Consider the following 17470-nt stretch of genomic DNA (forward strand, 5'->3'; position numbering starts at 1 on the left):
GCATGGGACTGGTTGAAGGAAAAATCGCGATCGTCACGGGCGGCGGCGCCAATATCGGCGAGGCCTGTGCCAGGATGCTGGCAGCGCATGGGGCGCAGGTCGTCATTGCCGATGTCAACGCCGATGGCGCGAGACAGGTGGCGAACGACATTTGCTCGGGCGGGGGCAAGGCGGTGGCGCAGTCTGTGGATATTGCAGACGAAGACAGCATTGCGACACTGATTCAAACGGTGACCAGCCAATTCGGCCGGATCGACATTCTGCACAACAATGCCGCCAACACGGCAGCGGCGCAGATGATGCGCGACGGGGCGATCACGGCGATGGAAAGCGCGGTCTGGGATGCTGCCTTCGACGTCAATGTGCGCGGCACCATGCTGATGACAAAGCACGCGGTGCCGGCGATGATCGCTGCTGGCGGTGGGTCGATCATCAACACCGGCTCAGGGGTCTCGTTGCTCGGCGACGTACTCAACCCGGCCTACAGCGCTTCCAAGGCGGCCGTGAATGCGCTTACCCGCAATACGGCGGCGCAGTTCGGGCGGCTGGGCATCCGCTGCAATGCCGTGCTGCCCGGGCTGGTGCTCAGCCCTGTCGCCCGCGCGCAGATGAGCGAGGCCCAGCTTGGAATGATCCAGCGGCATGTACTGCTGCCGCGCGAGAGCGTCGCCGATGACATTGCAGGCGCGGTCCTGTGGTTGGCGTCAGACCTTGCCGGCTTTGTCACCGGCCAGATCATCTCTGTCGATGGCGGCATCTGCCACCATCAGCCGCATTATGCCGACATGATCGACATGATGGGCTCGGCGTAGATCAGGCAGGATCATGCCGCAGGTTCACACCAGCGGCATGATCTCCTCGGCTACCCATTGCTGGCGGTCGAGCCAAGCCTGGCTGTCCTGGATGCCGGGGGGCAACGGCACGATGGTCTCGGTAATGCCCAGCTGGGCCAGCCAGCCGATCTGATCGAGGATCTTCTGCTTGTCGGCCGTTCCAGGTGCCCGGGGATCGTCGAGAATCTCGTGATGCGCGCCCACGTTGAGCATTTCTAGCGCAAAGAATACGTCGATCGGGCGCCCGTCATATTCGGGCTGCGACTTGATGAAATCGATACACGCGGGAAAAGTCTCCGGCGGGGTGCGAAACGGCGACCAGCCATTGCCGAACTTGGCCACCCGCTTTTGTACCGCCGGAGCATCGCCGCCGAACCAGATCGGCACGGCCGGCTTCTGGACGGGCTTGGGCGCAAAGCCGCAGTTGCTGAAATTGACGAATTCGCCTTCGAATTCCGGCTCATCCATGGTCCACAGCGCGATCATCGCTGCGACATACTCATCCGCCATCTTGCCGCGCCTGTGGAAATCCACGCCAAGCATGTCGAACTCCTCTTTCAGCCAACCGACGCCGAACAAAGCCTCGGCGCGGCCGCCGGTCAGCCAGTCGAGTGTCGACCAGCCCTTTGCCTGCACGATGGGGTTCTGGAGCGGCAGGATCGTGACGGAGGAAGACAGCCGCAGGTTGCGCGTCTGCCCGCCGATATACCCCAGCGCCACGACGGTGTGGAAATACCAGTCGCCCGACAGCGCGATATGCTCTTTGGGGATGATGAAATGCTCGCCGAGCATGCATTTGTTGAACCCCAGCGCGTCTGCCGCCGCCATCAGCCGCCCGACGTCAGCTCCGGTCAACGCACCCTCCCAGGGCTGGACCATGGCGGCAACCTTCATGCTGTTTGGCACACCGATGTTCAGCTTCATTGCCAGCTTTCCCCTGTTCGAGATGACGACCGGCTTGTGCGGGCTGCGCCGCCGGATCGAACCTTCCCAAGGGCAGGACGATCAGACGGCAAATCCGCGCGCACGGATGTATCGGGCATCATCGGGGGTATCAAGATCGGCCATCAGGCCTTCTCGCTCGATCACGTTGATGTCGGGATATTGGGCGCAATGCCGGGCACGGCTGCGGGCGCCGAAGCGCATGTCGAACGGCCGGCCATCGGCAATGGCAAGCGCATTGCTGCCCTGCCCTGCCCGGTCGGTGGCCAGCGCAACGCCTCCGGCAGCCAACGCAAGCAAGGCATCGATATCCTCTACGTCCAGCAACGGCAGATCGGCATGCAGAATCAGAACCGGCGTATCACCCTGTGCGGCCCGCCAGGCGCCCAGCTCGGGATTGAGGCCGCGCCCCTGATCGCGCATCCATCCGTGCGCCCAGCCTTCGGGCCGTGTCAGTGAAAGAATAGTGATCTGTTCGGACTCGAAACGGTCCTGCAGCACGGCCAGCACATGCCCCGCCATCCGTCGCGCCAGCCCAGTGCGTGCCGTTTCGTCAAGCACGCCACCCAGACGCGATTTGCAGTCGAGACCCTGCTTGATCGGCACACATATGCGCCATGCTGTCATCCGGAGCATCCTTCGGCCAGCGCCAGCGCGGCGCGGGCCACGCGGATGCGGTCATCGGCGGTATGCATCAGCGTATCGGTGCGCGCATGCGCGACACCGGCGGGGGCATCGTCATCGCCGTGGATGAGCAGCGCGTCGAGCCAACTGCCATAATGCCCAGCGATCGTGTGGTTGGTGATAGCAAGCCCGAGTTCGGCCATCAGCTTGGCGGTCGGCCCCTTGACCGCCGTACCACCGACCAGCGGCGAAACCGCCACGACCGGCGCCGGGGTTGCTACCAGCGCCGCGCGGATCGCCGGGATGGCCAGCAGGGGATCGACGCTGAGCCAAGGGTTGGACGGTGCAACCAGCACCGCATCGCTGGTCATGATCGCCTCGACCACCCCCGGTGCGGCAGCAGCAGCTTGCGCGCCATCGAACTGGACCGAGAGCAGCCTGGGTTCGCATCGCCGCTCGACAAAATATCGCTGAAACGACAGCAGACCTTCATCGGTATCGACGAAGGTGGCAACGGCATCGTCGGTCATTGGCAGGATGGTCAGCGCCAGATTCCATGCTGCTGCGAAGCTGGCGATGATGGACGTCAGCGTTTCCCCTGATGCCAGCGCGTGTCCGCGCAGCACATGCAGCGCCAGATCACCATCGCCAAGGTTGAACCAGTTCTCGCCGCCCAGCGAAGTCAGCGCTGCCATGAAGTTCCACGTCTCGCCCTCGCGGCCCCAGCCCAGAGTCTGGTTTGACCGCCCCGAAAGCGTGTAGAGCAGCGTATCGATATCGGGCGATACCGGCAGGCCGTAATGTCGGAAATCGTCGCCAGTGTTGACGATCGCCGTCAAGCTGTGCGGCGGGAGTATGCGATACAGGCCATTGACCAGCTTCGCGCCCCCCACTCCCCCCGTCAGCACAGTGTAGCGCGCGCTCATTGGAACAGGTCCTCGGCTTGCGGACGCAGGATCGTATTGCTCCCGCGCGCATCGTGTGGAACCTTCAGTCCGCGCACGATGCAGGCCGGGATGCCTTCTGCGCCCTCGCCCATCGCCAGACCCGCAGACGCCGCCACTGCGTCGGCAAAGGCGATATGGGTCACCTCCATGGTCCGCCCATCGCGATCGGGTGTGCCGCGCATGTCGAGCATCGCAGCCATTCCGGCGACCCCGATCGCGACGTTGACGGTGCCCAGTCGCCAGGGTCGCCCGAAGCTGTCTGAAATGATGACGCCGGGAGCAAATCCGAAAACATCCTGGCAGGCATCCGATATCCGCTGAGCGCTAGCATCCGGATCGACTGGCAGAAGCAGGACCTTGCTGCTGTTGCAGCTGCCGATGTTGGAGGCATCGATCCCGGCATTGGCCATAACATGCCCCAGCCGGTGCCGAGTGATCAGCACATTGGGTGCCTTGCGGACGATGGCCGACGATTCGCTCAGCACCACCTCGACCAGCGCGGCAGGCTTGTTGACCTCAAGCCCCAGCGTGATCGCCTCTGATGAAGGGCTGATGCCAGCCAGATCGACGAAACGGTCTTCCGCCTTGGAGACGATTTTCTGCGTCACGACCAGCACGTCATCCGGCAGCAGATGCACTGGACCTGCATGCAGCAGCGCCGCCAGCCGCCGGGACAGATCATCGCCCGCCGCGATTTCAGGCAGGCCTTCCAGCGGTAGGATCTGGATCATCGCTGGCTCATGCGAACGGCTGAAGCTCGCCGGTGATGCGGATGCCGGCGCCATCGACGCGATAGTTCTTGTTGATGAAGATCAGCAGCGAGGTCATCGCCTCGGCCGCCGCCGCATTGACCAATGCTCCGGCGTGGATACCGCGCAGGCCGATGGCATCTGCCAACGCAACCACTTCGGCCCGGGCGGCCTTGTCGTCACCGAACACCAGAATGTCGCAAGCTACGTCAATGTCCTGCGCCAGCTTATGCGCGGCGACATTGTGAAATCCCGACACCAGGCGCACGCCGTCGCCCAGCACCGCCGCTGCGCAGGCAGCTGCCGATCCTTCGGCGGGCAACTGAACGCGCATGACCTTTGGCGGCATCAGGGGCACGGTGGTATCGACCACGATCTTGCCGGCAACATTCGGCGCGATTTCGGCAAGCGTCTGCGCCTGCGCGGCAAAGGGCACCGTCACCATTACGATCCCGGCAGCGGCAGCGGCATCGGCATTGCTCATCCCGCGCAGGCCATGGCCAAGCTCTGCGGCCTTGTCAGCCGCAGATTGCGCGGTGCGCGAGCCTATCACGACGTCCTTGCCGGCGCGGGCCAGTCGCCATGCGAGTGCGCTGCCGAGATTTCCTGTTCCGCCGATAATGGCGATGGTCGTGTTCATGCTGCTGTCCTGTCGTTAGTCTGCATAGGCCATCTGCCCAATGGGCTGGCCATAAATCGTTTCGCGTTGGCGAAGGGGGCGTCCGAGCCGGGCTGCCAGTGCCTGCATCTGCGGGACATCGAAGATCTGGCCGTTTTGTCCTCCGGCGGCGCGCGTGATCGATTCGTCCATCAGCGTCCCGCCCAGATCATTGGCACCCGATTGCAGCATCGCGGCCGCGCCATCGGGACCCAGCTTCACCCAGCTCGTCTGGATATTGGGAATCGCCCCATCGAGCGCGATCCGTGCCACCGCATGCATCAGCACCGCCTCGCGCCAGGTCGGGCCGGATCGGGTTTCGCCGCGCCGCCAGTTGGGCGCTTCCATGTGCACGAACGGCAGCGGGACAAACTCGGTAAACCCGCTGGTTTCGCGCTGCAAGGTCCTCACCTGCAACAGGTGCTCGGCCCAGTGCTCATAGGTTTCGACATGCCCGAACATGATCGTCGCGGTGGACTTGAGGCCCACCGCGTGCGCTGCGCGCATTACGCCAAGCCACTGGGCGGTATCCACCTTGTCGGCACAAATGATCGCGCGGACGTCGTCAGAGAGTATTTCCGCTGCGGTTCCTGGCAACGTCGCCAGCCCTGCTGCCTTGAGATCCGCGAGATACGCCTTGTAGCTCATCCCGAGAGTCGTGGCACCATGGTGGACCTCGAGTGGTGAAAACGCATGAACATGCATTTGCGGCACGGCCGCCTTCACCGCCTCGACGATGCCACGATAGGTGTTACCGTCATAGCTGGGATGGATTCCGCCCTGCAGGCACACCTCGGTGGCACCGCGATCCCACGCCTCGCGGGTGCGCCGTGCGATCTCTGCATGGTCTATGTTGTAGGCTGGTCCGCGCTCGCGCCGGGTGCTGCCCTTCGAAAAGGCGCAGAAGCCGCAGCGATAAAGGCAGATATTGGTGTAGTTGATGTTGCGGTTGACGACATGGGTGATTGTATCACCGACCCGGTCCCTGCGCAGTTCATCGGCAAAGCTACGCACATGGTCGAAATCGCGGCCTTCGGCGGTGAACAGCCGGGCGATCTGCACCTTGTCCAGCTCCTCGCCCTGTTCCACCCGGCCCAGCGCCACGACGATCTTGGGGTCGCGCCCGGTGACCAAAGATGGCATCGCATCGGGGACTTCGTCGCCGGTTCCCGCGTGCCATTGCGTCTCGCGCACCAGCCCGCGCGTATCCACCGCACGGCGGATCGCGGTCTGCAGCGCTGGGTCCACCCACCGCGTCAGATCGCGCACATGGCCAGGTCCGATCGCCAGCCGCTGGCGCAGGTGGCGGCCTGCCGCTTCGGTCTGCGTCTCTAGCTTCTCGAGATGTGGCCATGGGGCTTCGGGATTGACATGGTCCGGCGTGACGGGAGAGACCCCGCCCCAGTCGTTGACGCCCGCACCGATCAGATCGGACAGTTCGCCCGCACGCAGATTGGGCGGCGCCTGGATTGTCATCTGCGGCCCCAGCAACAGCCGCGCGGCAGCAATCGTCCAACGGTGATCATCCAGCGATGGCTCGGCAGCCCCGACCATCCGCGTCCCTGGCTTGGCGCGGAAGTTCTGGATGATGACCTCCTGAATATGACCATAGCGCGCATGCAGGTCGCGGATCGCAAGCAGTGCCTCGATGCGCTCTTGCCGGGTTTCACCGATGCCGATCAGCAGGCCGGTGGTAAACGGGACGCTCGCCTCTCCGGCAAGCCGGATCGACTGCAACCGCGCCGCCGGACGTTTGTCGGGCGAACCGAAATGCGCCATGCCCTTGCCGCACAGTCTGTCGGATGCGCTTTCCAGCATCAGCCCCATCGACGCCGAAAGTGGTCGCAGGACCGCATAGTCCTGCGCCGCCATCAGCCCTGGGTTGAGATGCGGCAGCAGGCCGGTCTCCTTCAGCACCAGTGCCGCTGCATCGGCAAGATACTCAAGCGTGGTGGCGTAACCGCGATCCGCCAGCCAGCGTCGCGCCACAGCGAAGCGGGCTTCGGGCCGGTCGCCAAGCGTGAACAGCGCCTCGCGGCACCCGGCAGCCTCACCCGCGCGAGCTATGTCCAGCACCTGTGAAAGGTCCAGAAAAGGGGCTGCCAGCTGCGAAGGGCGCTGCGCAAACGTGCAGTAGTGACAGACATCCCGGCACAATTTGGTGAGCGGAATGAAGACCTTGCGCGAATAGGTACACACGGTGCCCTGCCCCGCCAGCGTCATCGCCTCGGCCCGGTTGAACAGCTCGCCCGGCGGCATCGCCTGCAGCCAGGCCATCCATTCGCGGGCTTCGTCGGGGTTCCATGGGGAGGTCATCTGCGTTCAAACTGCCTTTCCGGCGGCCAGCGGGTCGTGATTGGTAACCGTAAACTGCTCGCGAGTGCGCACGAGGGTCAAATCGCCGTGCGGTCGGCGCCCTTGAGATGCAATATTGCGCGCGCTTCGTCGGGGGTGGCCACTGAAAGACCCATATTCTCGATGATCTCGCGCGCCATCCTGACCTGCTGCGCGTTGGTCTCGGCCAGCTTGGCACGCCCGGCCCAGAGCGAATCTTCAAGCCCGACGCGGACATTGCCGCCCATCGATGCCGCCATTGCCACGATGCTCATCTGCCGTGCACCGGCCCCCAGCACCGACCACTCGTACTGGTCGCCAAACAGCCGGTCGGCGGTCCGCTTCATGTGCATCACATCGTCGGGGTGCGATCCGATTCCGCCCAAGATGCCGAAGCAGGTCTGGATGAACAACGGTGCCTTGACCAGCCCACGGTCCAGAAAATGGGCCAGATTGTAGAGATGACTGGTATCGTAGCATTCGAATTCGAACCGGGTGCCATTCGGCGAAAGCAGGTTCAGAAGATCCTCGATATCCTTGAAGGTGTTCTTGAAAACCAGATCGCGCGAACCTTCAAGCGTGGCGGGCTCCCAATCGTGCTTCCAGTCCTTGTACCGATCCAGCATGGGAAACAGCCCAAAGCCCATCGTTCCCATGTTGAGCGAAGCGACCTCCGGCTGGAAGCGGGTAGCGGGGCGTAGCCGCTCCTGCAGCGTCATCGCAGGGTGGCCCCCGGTCGTCAGATTGATGACCGCATCACACCGCTGCTTGATGACCTTGAGAAAGGGTTCGAACAGATCGGGGTCCTGGTCGGGACGGCCATCAACCGGATTGCGCGCGTGAAGATGAATGATTGCAGCCCCGGCCTCGGCTGCACCGATCGATGCTTCGGCGATTTCCTCTGCAGTTATCGGCAAGAATGGCGACATTGAGGGGGTATGGATCGCCCCTGTCACGGCACAACTGATGATCACCTTGCCTTTTGCCACATGCTTCTCCCGCTATCGCTTTGGCTTTGAGGCATTTCTAGCGGGCAAACCCGCTGCACCAATCTTCCCTTCGATAGGTTGGCGCAGCAGTTCGCCGATTGGTGTCAGGGCAGAATTCCCAGTTGGCGTGCCCGGATTGCCGCCTGCGGACGACGCCTTACGCCCAATTTGTCGTAGATTTGCTGCATATACCATTTGACCGTGCCTTCGGTCAGGCCGAGCCTGTCGCCGATTTCGCGGTTGCGCAGACCGCCGCTGACCATCGTCAGGATTTCCACCTCGCGCAGCGACAGGCCGCTGCCCATGCCGAAGTCATCGTCCTCAGCGTCGTCCTCGCTGATATGCGGCGTGCCGCGCAAAGCCGACACCAGCCGCCCCGCAAACCGATCGACTGGAGTGTCGAGCACCGGCCCATTGGCGTAGGATTCGATCAGCAGCGATGCAATGGCCTCGCCTTCGTCAACAAACGGACGAAGCCACCCGCCAGGCTCTGCAAGTTCCACTGCTGACCGAACCGAACGCCGCGCTTCCGAGCGATTGCCCGAAAGAACCGCTATCTCCGCGAGAAGCAGTTCGAATGTCACGGCGGACCGAACCGCCCCGCGCTTGCGGACGAATTCGAGCCAGCGTTTGGCAATCTTGCGCGATCGGACCAGCCGAAACCGTTGCATTTCGAGCCGCAGCCAGGCGATGGCCATCCATTCGTTGAGCCGCGTCGGATTGAGGGTCGGCACGGGTTCGCCCTCTCCGCTCAGATCGCTGGAGTGAAACAATTGCTCGGCCTGTTCCAGCTGCCCGGCCTTGACCAGCATCCGCACCTGTTCGGATAGAACCAGCGCGCGCAAGCGGTCGAGCCCGCATTCGATAGCAACCAGCTGCGCCTCTTCGAGCCCCGAAAGCGCGCTGGCGAGATCACCGTGTGCAGCGGCCAGGCGCGCGCGGACCAGAAACCCCGACGCCAGTTGATCAACGAAGCCCCATTGCCGGATCGATGGCAGATGATCCTCGACCAGACGCGCTGCCGATTCCAGCTCGCCACATTCGTAATGCAATTCAGCAAGCGGCAATGCCGGGAGCGCAGCGAGCCCAGAGATATGGCCGTCCATCCCGGTAGCCAGACTGTGGGCCTCGGTCAGGAACTGGCGCGCCATCTGCGTCTTGCCCTGTGCCACCAATGTCGGTGCGACAGATGATTTCAGTGCGATGGAGGCAAAATCCGATCCTGGTCGTCCCAGCGCCTTGCGCAGTTCCGCTTCAAGCCGCAGCATATCGTGGAAATGATAGAGCTCCCGGCGCGCGGACAGCAGCTGTGCCAGCAACGTGCAGCTCAGATAGGGGTGATCATCCCCCAGATCATCGAGCAATGCCTCGGACTCCCGCTCGACATAGTGCATGTTGTCGCGGGCGGCCTCGAGCATAATTTTGCGGTGCCTGACCCGGCAGCCCATCTGCCTGGCAGCATAATCGTCCATCTCGCCGCGCTCGACCTTGGTCGCAATCGCCGCTTCGGCGGCCTCAATCAGGCGCTCCGACGATTTGAACGCCAGCCGCCGGCTGCGACGCCACGACATGGCAAGCAGCAGGGAGGGGCAATTCTGCACCACTTCCCAAGGCAAATCGCTGGCCAGTTCATCGACCCTGTACAGCAAGCCGCCATAGGTCATCGGCTCGGCCAGCTGGTCCAGCTGCGCGCCCAGAAACGCTGGGTCCTTGCTCTGCATCGCATGGTCGACCGCCCGCTCGTAATTGTCGATGGAGACGTAATAGCGGCTGGCCCGGCGATGCAGTTCGGCCGCGCGTTCCGGGGCACGCATCATCAACCGGCCCTGCACCATCTCCCTGAACATGGTATAGTAGCGATAGCGGCTTTGCTCTCGGTCGAGATCGGCCAGAAATAGCCCGCGCTCGAACACCTCTTCGAGCATGGTCCGTGCATTGTCCTTGTTAACCACCGCGGCACACGCTGAAGGGCTGAGTTCTTCCAGGATTGACGTATCAACGATAAAGTCGCGCAATCCCTGGGGCAGGCCTTCGATCACCTCCTCGTGGAAGTAGCTCGCAAACTCGTTGCGAAGCCCGGTTGTACTGCGCTGTGCACTGTAATCCTCTTCCTGGTCTCGCCGCCATGCGTTGACGGCGAGCACCAGGCCAGCCGCCCACCCTTGGCTGTCCGCGATCATCCGTTGCATTTCACCTGCCGGAATGGCCGTCTCGCACTCCTGCTGGATCAGCCGCATAGCCTCATCATGGTCCAGGCTGAGGTGGCGAACGGTGACTTCGGCAAGGTGACCGAGCGAGCGCATTCTGGCGAGATTGATCCCGCTTTCACCGCGCGAGGCAATTACTGTCGTAAGGGAATCTCGCGCGCTCGAAATCAATTGGCCAATAAAGTCGCGCACATCACCGGTGAGCAACTGCGCGTCGTCGATAAAAAGTACCGGCCGGGGGCCCGACTGAACCGACAGCATCGCCAGCCAGCTCCGCGGGGTCAGTCCGGCGTTGAATTTTTCCGCGTCCAGCCCGGCACCAATACAGGCCATCTGCAGCGCCTCGAGAAAAGTGTCGAGCGAATCCACACCGGCTCGCGCCGCAATCCAGAGAACCGGTCGCCCGTCTTCTTTCAGAATGTCCGCCCAGCGCAGCATGGCTGTGGTCTTTCCGAACCCTGCCGGGCTGCTGACCGTCACGACCCGCGCATTCGCGACACTTTGAGACAGCGTTTCGATCGTCCCGCGCTCGACATAGCGGTGGGCCGCGCGCGGCGGCATGATCGTGGTCAATACCACACCCATTACAGACATCCTCTTTGCCTAGGGGACCGGGAAGTTTGCAAACTGCTCTCGTGTCCAACACCTTGTTTATCGGCCACTAAAAGCACGAGTGCAAGCATCAATTCCTACCCGTAGATAGGTGGCTAGCGCCAATCCCCTATCCAATCCATCGTGGCAACGCAGGCGCAATATCGACCTGAGCGGATGTGAGGGTGCCCGAGAATGGATTTTGAACTGCCCGAAGAGCACCGCGCATTTCGCGACATGGTTCGCCGTTGGGTCGATACAGAATGCCCGAAGGCCTGGGCGCGTCAGCTTGAAGCCGACGAACACAATTATCCCCATGCCTTGTGGGACAAGTTCAGCGATGCCGGCTTTCACGGGGTCGGAATTTCCGAGGACTTTGGGGGCCAGGGCGGCGATGTGCTGATGCAGATGCTGCTGGCGCGCGAACTTGCGCGTTCGCTCGGTGGTCTCGCATGGATATGGGGCATCACCTCGTTTGCCGGATCAAAGTCGATCGGGCTTTACGGTACGCCCGAGCAACAGGCGAAGTATCTTCCCGAAATTGCGGCTGGCAGGCTGAAAGCTGCGATCTCGTTCACCGAACCAGGCGGCGGCACTGATCTGCTCGGCGGCATGACGACCAAGGCAGAAAAAGCCGATGGCGGCTGGGTGATCAACGGTGAAAAGATCTGGAGCAGTTCTGCGCATGTCGCAGACTACCTGCTGTGTATCGCGCGGACCGACAGCAACGTCGAGAAAAAGCATCAGGGCCTGACCCTCTTCTGGGTGCCGGCCAAAAGCGAGGGGATCAAGATCACCCCGCTGGCAAAACTCGGCATGCGTTCGATGGGCAGCTGCACGGTTGTTTTCGACAACGTGTTCGTCGCCGATGCCGATGTTCTGGCGGAACCGAACCGGGCCTGGCACACGCTGTTGCCGACGCTCAACAACGAGCGCATCATGGTCGGCGCATTTTGCCTGGGGGTGATCGACGGCATTCTGGAAGATGCGCTTGCCTATGTCATGCAGCGCAAGGCCTTCGGCAAATACATCGGCCAGTTCCAGATTCTGCAGCACTACATCGCTGACATCGCCACGATGCAGCAGACCACCGAGTTGCTGCTCCACCATTGCGCCGCGAAACAGGTGCGCGGCGAGAACGTCGGCAACGAGGCGAACATGCTCAAGCTGTTTGCCTCTGAAAACGCCAACAAAGCCGCCGACATGGGTATCCAGATCCTGGGCGGCATGGGCTATTCGGCCGAGACCGACATGCAGCGGTACTGGCGCGACAGCCGGTTGTGGCGGATCGGCCCGGTCACCAACGAAATGGTCAGAAACGGAATCGCCGAGGCACTCGGCCTTCCGCGATCGTTCTGAATCTCCAGGAAAGAAAAACAGATGAAAGCCCTTTTGCAGGAAACCACCGAAGGCACACAGGCTGTGCGGGTCGCCGATGTCGAAACACCGCTGCCCGGAACCGGCGAGGTCCGAGTCGCTATCAAGGCGGCTTCGATCAACCATCGCGAGATGTGGATCGCGCGCGGTTTGTACCCGGGTATGAGCCTGCCATGCACGATGGGCTGTGATGGTGCCGGTGTGGTCGACATGCTTGGAGAAGGGGTGTCGAACGTAGCCATCGGCGACGAAGTCGTCATCTATCCGGGCATGGATTGGGGCACAAACCGTCATGCGCCGAGCCCAGCCTTCGGACTGCTCGGCATGCCCCATGCCGGCACCATCGCCGAATATGTCTGCGTGCCTGCCGCGCACGTAGCCCCCAAACCTGCGTTCATGACCTGGGAGCAGGCCGCAGCGACCGTGCTGACCGGCCTGACCGCGTGGCGCGCGCTGATGTTCAAGGGCCAGTTGACTGCCGGAGAAACCTTGCTGATCAGCGGCATCGGCGGCGGGGTTGCCACCTTCGGGCTCGCATTTGCCGTAGCGCTGGGGGCCAAGGCCTATGTCACCGGCGAGAGCGAAGCGGTGCTGGCAAGGGCGATGGAAATGGGGGCGGCGGGCGGCCTGCTCTACACCGATCCGGAATGGCGCAAGCAGATCGGCAAACTCACCGGCGGCATCGACGTGGTGCTCGATGGTGCGCCGGCACCCAGCTATGCCAATTATGTCCGCGCCATCAATCCCGGCGCGCGGATCGTGATCTACGGATCGACAGCGGGCGACAAGTTCGAGGTTACCGCAACCGGCATCTTCTTAAAAAGCGCCAGCATCGTGGGCAGCCAGGTCGGCGATCTGCAGGATTTTGGCGAGATGCTGGCCTTTGTCGGCGAACACCGGATCACCCCGGTTATCGAACAAACTTTCCCGCTGGCGCAAGCGCGCGAGGCGTTGCTCTACCTTGAAGAGCAGCACAGCTTCGGCAAGGTCGTGGTGACGGTATGAGCGGATTGTTCGAACTCACCGGCCACTGGGCGCTGGTCACCGGCGGCGCGCAGGGACTGGGGCGGATGATTGCCGAGGGCCTGTTGCGGGCCGGTGCCAGTGTGATCATTACATCGCGAAAGCCCGATATCTGCGCCGCAGCCGCAGCCGAGATGGCGGCGCTTGGGCATTGCATTGCCCTGCCGGCCGATCTGACCTCGCCCGAGGCTGCGGTTGATCTTGCGGCAAAGGTCCGTTCGCTGACGGGTGGAAAACTCCATATTCTGGTCAACAATGCCGGCAAGACCTGGGGTGCGCCGATCGATTCCTTCCCCGACAAGGCGTGGCCCGGAGTGCTGGCGGTCAACGTCCAGGCGCCGTTTACGCTGGTCCGCGAGCTTCTGCCCGAGTTGACCGCATCGGCCAGCGCCGACGATCCAGCCCGCGTCATCAACATAGGCTCGGTGGCCGGGAAGGCAGCGCAGGGGCTGAGCGCCTACAGCTATGCGGCAAGCAAGGCGGCCATCCACATGCTCACGCGCGACCTTGCAGGCGACCTCGCCGATCGGCACATCACGGCCAATGCGGTGCTGCCAGGCTATTTCCCTACCAGCATGACCGCGCACATGCGGGACGACGATGCTGTCGACCCCGGACTGCTCGCCAAGATACCGATGCGGCGCATGGGCCGCGCCGACGAGATCGCAGGCATCATCGTGTTCCTGTCCTCGCGCGCGGGCGGTTATGTCACCGGAGTCGAAATCCCTGTCGACGGGGGTATCATCGGTTGCGGCTGAAGCCCGAAAAACCAAAGCCACCTATCGTCTGAAAGGATGAACGCTTCTGGCAAATCGCCAGACGTGAACAGACAACAGCCTGCCAACTGATATCCGACGGAAAGACACAGCTTGACTGCGACCAGCGAAAACCCTGCCTTGATGCGCATCTCCGTCAGTCCGCTGGCGGACATGCTGCTCAACGCGTGGGACAAGGCTCCGGAGAAGGAGGCATTGGTCTTTCCGACCGGTCGCAAGACCTATGATGCCGTCGTGCAATCGGTCCTGCATCGCGCGCGCGGGCTCATCGGCCTGGGCATCGCACCGGGCGACCATGTCGGCATCCTGCTGCCTTCAGGGGCAGAATTCATCGAAACACTTTTCGCGGTGGCCATGGTCGGCGGCGTGTCTGTTCTGATGAACGCCCGTTACCGTGCGCCTGAAGTTGCCTATGTCGCTGAAAATGCCGATCTCGTTGCGATCCTCACCAACAGCCAATCCGACGCTCATGTCGATTTCGTCGCGCGCCTGACCGAGGCCTTCCCAGCGCTGGACGAGATCCGGGATCCACTGACACTGTCGATGGCAGCCGCCCCGCGGCTCCGGCATCTGGTGTTGTTCGGCGACAGGCAGGCCAGTGGTTTCATCGATCAGACCCAGTTCGATGCGGTTGCAGCCACGATAGACGAACGCGCCGTCCACAGCGCCAGGCTCAGCGTCCGACTGCGTGATACCTGCATGGTTCTTTACACCTCGGGAACTTCGGCAAACCCAAAGGGCTGCCTGCTGAGCCACGAGGCGATTTGCCGCGAGGCAAGCAACCTGGCCCGCAATCGCTGGGCTTTCCGCGAGGATGAGCGGGTCTGGTCGCCAATGCCGCTGTTCCATATCGCCGCGATGCTGGGCATGCTGGGCGCGATCGACGTCGGAGGGACCTTTATCGGCCAGCCGCATTTCGATGCAGGCGAAAGCCTGCGCCAGATCCAGGCCGAGAAGGCCAGCATGCTGTTCCTGCCGTTCGTGACCTTCCATCAGGCGATGATTGCGCACCCGGACTGGGATGCTGCCGACATGACCTCGGTCCGGCTGATGAACAGCTGTTTCAGCCAGATGCCCGGGTGGGTCGGCGATGCCTATCGCCAGAAGGCACCCAATGCGCTGCAGGTCGGCACATTCGGCATGACCGAGGCCAGCGGCATCGTCTCGACCGGCGGCTACGACATGGAACCCGAACTGGGCTTCCAGGCGCTGGGCTACCCCATGGCTGGGGTCAGAGTGAAGATCGTCGATCTGGCCACCGGTGAAGAGCTTCCGACAGGCGAACGCGGCGAGGTCTGGATCAAGGGCTACAGCTTGCTGGACGGCTATTACCGCGATCCGGTCAAGACCGCCGAGGCACTCGGACCCGACGGCTGGTATCGCAGCGGCGACATCGGCTCGATCGATGCGCATGGCCATCTGCGCTTTCACGGTCGGTTCAAGGACATGCTCAAGGTCGGTGGCGAGAATGTCGCCGCAGCCGAGGTGGAGACTGTGCTCGCCGCGCACGAGGGTGTCCAGCTGGCGCAGGTGGTCGGGCTGCCCGACGCCAGGCTTGCAGAAATTCCGGCAGCCTTCATAGAACTCTCAGGGAAATGCGATGTCAGCGCCGACGATCTGATCGCCTTTGCACGCACGCGCATCGCTTCATTCAAGGTGCCCCGGCACATCCGATTTGTTGACGAATGGCCGATGTCGGCCTCCAAGATACAGAAGTTCAAGCTCCGCCAGCAATTGATGGCGGAACTTGATCTTTCTGACTGAAGGAATGCCCATGCGCGTCATCATCACCGGAGCAGCCAGTGGCATCGGTCGCGCCGTGGCCGAGCGGCTCGCCGCCGGAACCGTGATCCCCGGCGGGCACAAGATGCTGCTGACGGACCGTGATGCTGTGGGTCTCGCCGCAGTGACCGATGCCATCGGCCCGGATGCTGCAGGCTGCGTCGCAGATCTGGCGGATACCGGTTGCGGCGACGCCATTGTTGCTGCGGCGATGGCCCATATGGACGGGATCGACGCGGTAGTCAGCAATGCAGGCATCATCGCTGGCGGCGCACTGACCACGCTCAGCGCCGAAGATTTCGACCGCGTCTATGCGATCAACACCCGCGCAACCTGGGCCCTGGCCAAGGCTGCACATCCGCATCTGGCCGCAAGCCGGGGCGCGCTGGTTGCTACTGCATCGATGTCTGCAAGCCAGCCGACACCGGGCCTGGGCTTCTACTCCTCCAGCAAGGCGGCTTTGGTGATGCTTGTTCGCCAACTGGCGCTTGAGTGGGGCAAGGATGGCGTCCGCTGCAACACGGTATCGCCCGGCCCCACCTACACACCAATGACCCAGACAGGGTATGACGACCCGCAGCGCCGGGCCCAGCGTGAATCGATGATCCCACTCGGCAAGCTGGGCACCGCAGACGACGTCGCCAACGCGATCCTCTTTCTCGCCAGCCCGCTAGCGGGACACATCACCGGCATCGACGTCGTGGTCGATGGCGGAATGAGCAACAACCTGATGCCCGCAACCGGCGGGGGCACCGGCCAGACGGCCAGCCGCTGATTTAACTTCGGAGAAGAACATGCGCCTAGCTAGAGTCACCAAGGACGGAAAAATCGGCCTCGCCGCCAAGACGGGCGATACTGTCACCATCGCTTATGGAGATGATCTGGCCGATCTTGACGCGCATATTTCAGCAGGCACCCTTGCCGAGGCAGGCAAGCAGGCTGCTGCCGGAGAGCCAGTCGACGAGGCAAGCCTCGCCTTTCTGCCACCGGTTATGCGGCCAGCTAAGATCGTCTGCCTCGGCCTCAACTACCTCGACCACGCAGAGGAATCAGGGCTTGGCATTCCGGAGCATCCGGTGCTGTTTGCCCGCTTCGCCTCCAGCCTGACCGGACACAAAGCGCCGATCATTTTACCGAAGGTTTCTGAACAGCTCGACTGGGAGGCCGAGCTTGCGGTCGTGCTGTCCACCGGCGGCAAGGACATTGCCGAGGCTGATGCGCTTGACCATGTCGCGGGCTATTCGGTGTTTAACGATGCGTCGATCCGCGACTATCAGCTGCGTACGCCGCAATGGACCGCCGGCAAGAATTTCGACGATACCGGTGCGTTCGGGCCCTATCTGGTGACGCCCGATGAGTTGCCGGCCGGGGCGGCAGGCCTGAAGATCGAATGCCGCCTGAACGGGGAGGTGATGCAGTCTTCGCACACCGGCAACCTGATCTTTTCGGTCGCGAGGACCATCCACCTTTTGTCCAGCTTCATGACGCTGCAGGCGGGCGATGTGTTGGTCATGGGCACCCCCGGCGGCGTCGGCGTGGCGCGCAGCCCGCAGGTCTGGATGAAGCCGGGCGATGTCTGCGAGGTCGAGATCGAAGGTGTCGGCCTGCTCGTCAATCCGATCGTCGCACAATAGCCGC

The 17470-nt window shown here is 62.7% G+C and carries 15 protein-coding genes; 7 read left to right on the plus strand and 8 right to left on the minus strand.

What is annotated here, in order from left to right:
* The first annotated feature begins 2 nt into the window (after positions 1-2).
* Entirely contained in the window at positions 3-812 is an 810-nt protein-coding gene (locus BSY18_RS13135; protein ID WP_231683994.1) for an SDR family NAD(P)-dependent oxidoreductase, read from the plus strand.
* A 24-nt stretch (positions 813-836) separates the two neighbouring features.
* On the opposite strand, the gene BSY18_RS13140 is transcribed toward BSY18_RS13135, so the two are convergent.
* The 8 genes from BSY18_RS13140 to BSY18_RS13175 form a co-directional block, all read right to left on the minus strand.
* Entirely contained in the window at positions 837-1757 is a 921-nt protein-coding gene (locus tag BSY18_RS13140; protein ID WP_054135509.1) for a TIGR03619 family F420-dependent LLM class oxidoreductase, read from the minus strand.
* An 81-nt stretch (positions 1758-1838) separates the two neighbouring features.
* Positions 1839-2402 (minus strand): hypothetical protein, encoded by a 564-nt coding sequence (locus tag BSY18_RS13145; RefSeq protein WP_069051910.1) that lies wholly within the window; start codon positions 2400-2402, stop codon positions 1839-1841.
* Positions 2399-3325: a 2-phospho-L-lactate transferase gene (cofD, locus tag BSY18_RS13150; protein ID WP_054135511.1), complete on the minus strand. Its 927-nt coding sequence runs from the start codon at positions 3323-3325 to the stop codon at positions 2399-2401. The genes BSY18_RS13145 and cofD overlap by 4 nt, the downstream gene beginning before the upstream one ends.
* Positions 3322-4077: a coenzyme F420-0:L-glutamate ligase gene (cofE, locus tag BSY18_RS13155; protein WP_054135512.1), complete on the minus strand. Its 756-nt coding sequence runs from the start codon at positions 4075-4077 to the stop codon at positions 3322-3324. Before cofE ends, cofD begins: the two co-directional genes overlap by 4 nt.
* A gap of 7 nt (positions 4078-4084) precedes the next feature.
* A complete protein-coding gene (npdG, locus tag BSY18_RS13160; RefSeq protein ID WP_054135513.1) occupies positions 4085-4735 on the minus strand; it encodes an NADPH-dependent F420 reductase in 651 nt (216 codons plus the stop codon).
* Between the two features lie 15 nt (positions 4736-4750).
* Complete coding sequence (gene cofH, locus BSY18_RS13165; protein WP_069050855.1) at positions 4751-7069, minus strand: 5-amino-6-(D-ribitylamino)uracil--L-tyrosine 4-hydroxyphenyl transferase CofH; 2319 nt, start codon at positions 7067-7069, stop codon at positions 4751-4753.
* Between the two features lie 77 nt (positions 7070-7146).
* Complete coding sequence (locus tag BSY18_RS13170) at positions 7147-8076, minus strand: 3-keto-5-aminohexanoate cleavage protein (RefSeq protein WP_054135515.1); 930 nt, start codon at positions 8074-8076, stop codon at positions 7147-7149.
* Positions 8077-8180: 104 nt separating this feature from the next.
* On the minus strand, positions 8181-10877 hold the full coding sequence (locus BSY18_RS13175) for a LuxR C-terminal-related transcriptional regulator (RefSeq protein WP_442856558.1): 2697 nt from the start codon (positions 10875-10877) through the stop codon (positions 8181-8183).
* A 192-nt stretch (positions 10878-11069) separates the two neighbouring features.
* On the opposite strand from BSY18_RS13175, the gene BSY18_RS13180 reads away from it, so the two are divergent.
* The 6 genes from BSY18_RS13180 (at position 11070) to BSY18_RS13205 (ending at position 17466) form a co-directional block, all read left to right on the plus strand.
* Positions 11070-12233, plus strand: a complete 1164-nt coding sequence (locus BSY18_RS13180) for an acyl-CoA dehydrogenase family protein (RefSeq protein WP_054135516.1) — start codon at positions 11070-11072, stop codon at positions 12231-12233.
* Positions 12234-12254: 21 nt separating this feature from the next.
* A complete protein-coding gene (locus BSY18_RS13185; RefSeq protein WP_054135517.1) occupies positions 12255-13256 on the plus strand; it encodes a quinone oxidoreductase family protein in 1002 nt (333 codons plus the stop codon).
* Positions 13253-14032, plus strand: a complete 780-nt coding sequence (locus BSY18_RS13190) for an SDR family oxidoreductase (protein WP_054135518.1) — start codon at positions 13253-13255, stop codon at positions 14030-14032. Before BSY18_RS13185 ends, BSY18_RS13190 begins: the two co-directional genes overlap by 4 nt.
* Before the next feature lie 141 nt (positions 14033-14173).
* The gene (locus tag BSY18_RS13195; RefSeq protein ID WP_054135798.1) at positions 14174-15814 is read left to right on the plus strand and encodes a class I adenylate-forming enzyme family protein; all 1641 of its coding nucleotides are present in this window, start codon (positions 14174-14176) and stop codon (positions 15812-15814) included.
* A gap of 10 nt (positions 15815-15824) precedes the next feature.
* On the plus strand, positions 15825-16607 hold the full coding sequence (locus tag BSY18_RS13200; RefSeq protein ID WP_054135799.1) for an SDR family NAD(P)-dependent oxidoreductase: 783 nt from the start codon (positions 15825-15827) through the stop codon (positions 16605-16607).
* A 19-nt stretch (positions 16608-16626) separates the two neighbouring features.
* On the plus strand, positions 16627-17466 hold the full coding sequence (locus tag BSY18_RS13205) for a fumarylacetoacetate hydrolase family protein (protein WP_054135519.1): 840 nt from the start codon (positions 16627-16629) through the stop codon (positions 17464-17466).
* The last annotated feature ends 4 nt before the right edge of the window (positions 17467-17470 follow it).

This window comes from Blastomonas sp. RAC04, from assembly GCF_001713435.1.
GTDB lineage: Bacteria > Pseudomonadota > Alphaproteobacteria > Sphingomonadales > Sphingomonadaceae > Blastomonas > Blastomonas fulva.

Excerpts from the sequence above, each read along its gene's own strand:
- BSY18_RS13135 (WP_231683994.1), top strand. The coding sequence starts at position 3 with ATGGGACTGGTTGAAGGAAAAATCGCGATCGTCACGGGCGGCGGCGCC.
- BSY18_RS13140 (WP_054135509.1), bottom strand. The coding sequence starts at position 1,757 with ATGAAGCTGAACATCGGTGTGCCAAACAGCATGAAGGTTGCCGCCATG.
- BSY18_RS13145 (WP_069051910.1), bottom strand. The coding sequence starts at position 2,402 with ATGACAGCATGGCGCATATGTGTGCCGATCAAGCAGGGTCTCGACTGC.
- cofD (WP_054135511.1), bottom strand. The coding sequence starts at position 3,325 with ATGAGCGCGCGCTACACTGTGCTGACGGGGGGAGTGGGGGGCGCGAAG.
- cofE (WP_054135512.1), bottom strand. The coding sequence starts at position 4,077 with ATGATCCAGATCCTACCGCTGGAAGGCCTGCCTGAAATCGCGGCGGGC.
- npdG (WP_054135513.1), bottom strand. The coding sequence starts at position 4,735 with ATGAACACGACCATCGCCATTATCGGCGGAACAGGAAATCTCGGCAGC.
- cofH (WP_069050855.1), bottom strand. The coding sequence starts at position 7,069 with ATGACCTCCCCATGGAACCCCGACGAAGCCCGCGAATGGATGGCCTGG.
- BSY18_RS13175 (WP_442856558.1), bottom strand. The coding sequence starts at position 10,877 with ATGTCTGTAATGGGTGTGGTATTGACCACGATCATGCCGCCGCGCGCG.
- BSY18_RS13180 (WP_054135516.1), top strand. The coding sequence starts at position 11,070 with ATGGATTTTGAACTGCCCGAAGAGCACCGCGCATTTCGCGACATGGTT.
- BSY18_RS13185 (WP_054135517.1), top strand. The coding sequence starts at position 12,255 with ATGAAAGCCCTTTTGCAGGAAACCACCGAAGGCACACAGGCTGTGCGG.
- BSY18_RS13190 (WP_054135518.1), top strand. The coding sequence starts at position 13,253 with ATGAGCGGATTGTTCGAACTCACCGGCCACTGGGCGCTGGTCACCGGC.
- BSY18_RS13195 (WP_054135798.1), top strand. The coding sequence starts at position 14,174 with ATGCGCATCTCCGTCAGTCCGCTGGCGGACATGCTGCTCAACGCGTGG.
- BSY18_RS13200 (WP_054135799.1), top strand. The coding sequence starts at position 15,825 with ATGCGCGTCATCATCACCGGAGCAGCCAGTGGCATCGGTCGCGCCGTG.
- BSY18_RS13205 (WP_054135519.1), top strand. The coding sequence starts at position 16,627 with ATGCGCCTAGCTAGAGTCACCAAGGACGGAAAAATCGGCCTCGCCGCC.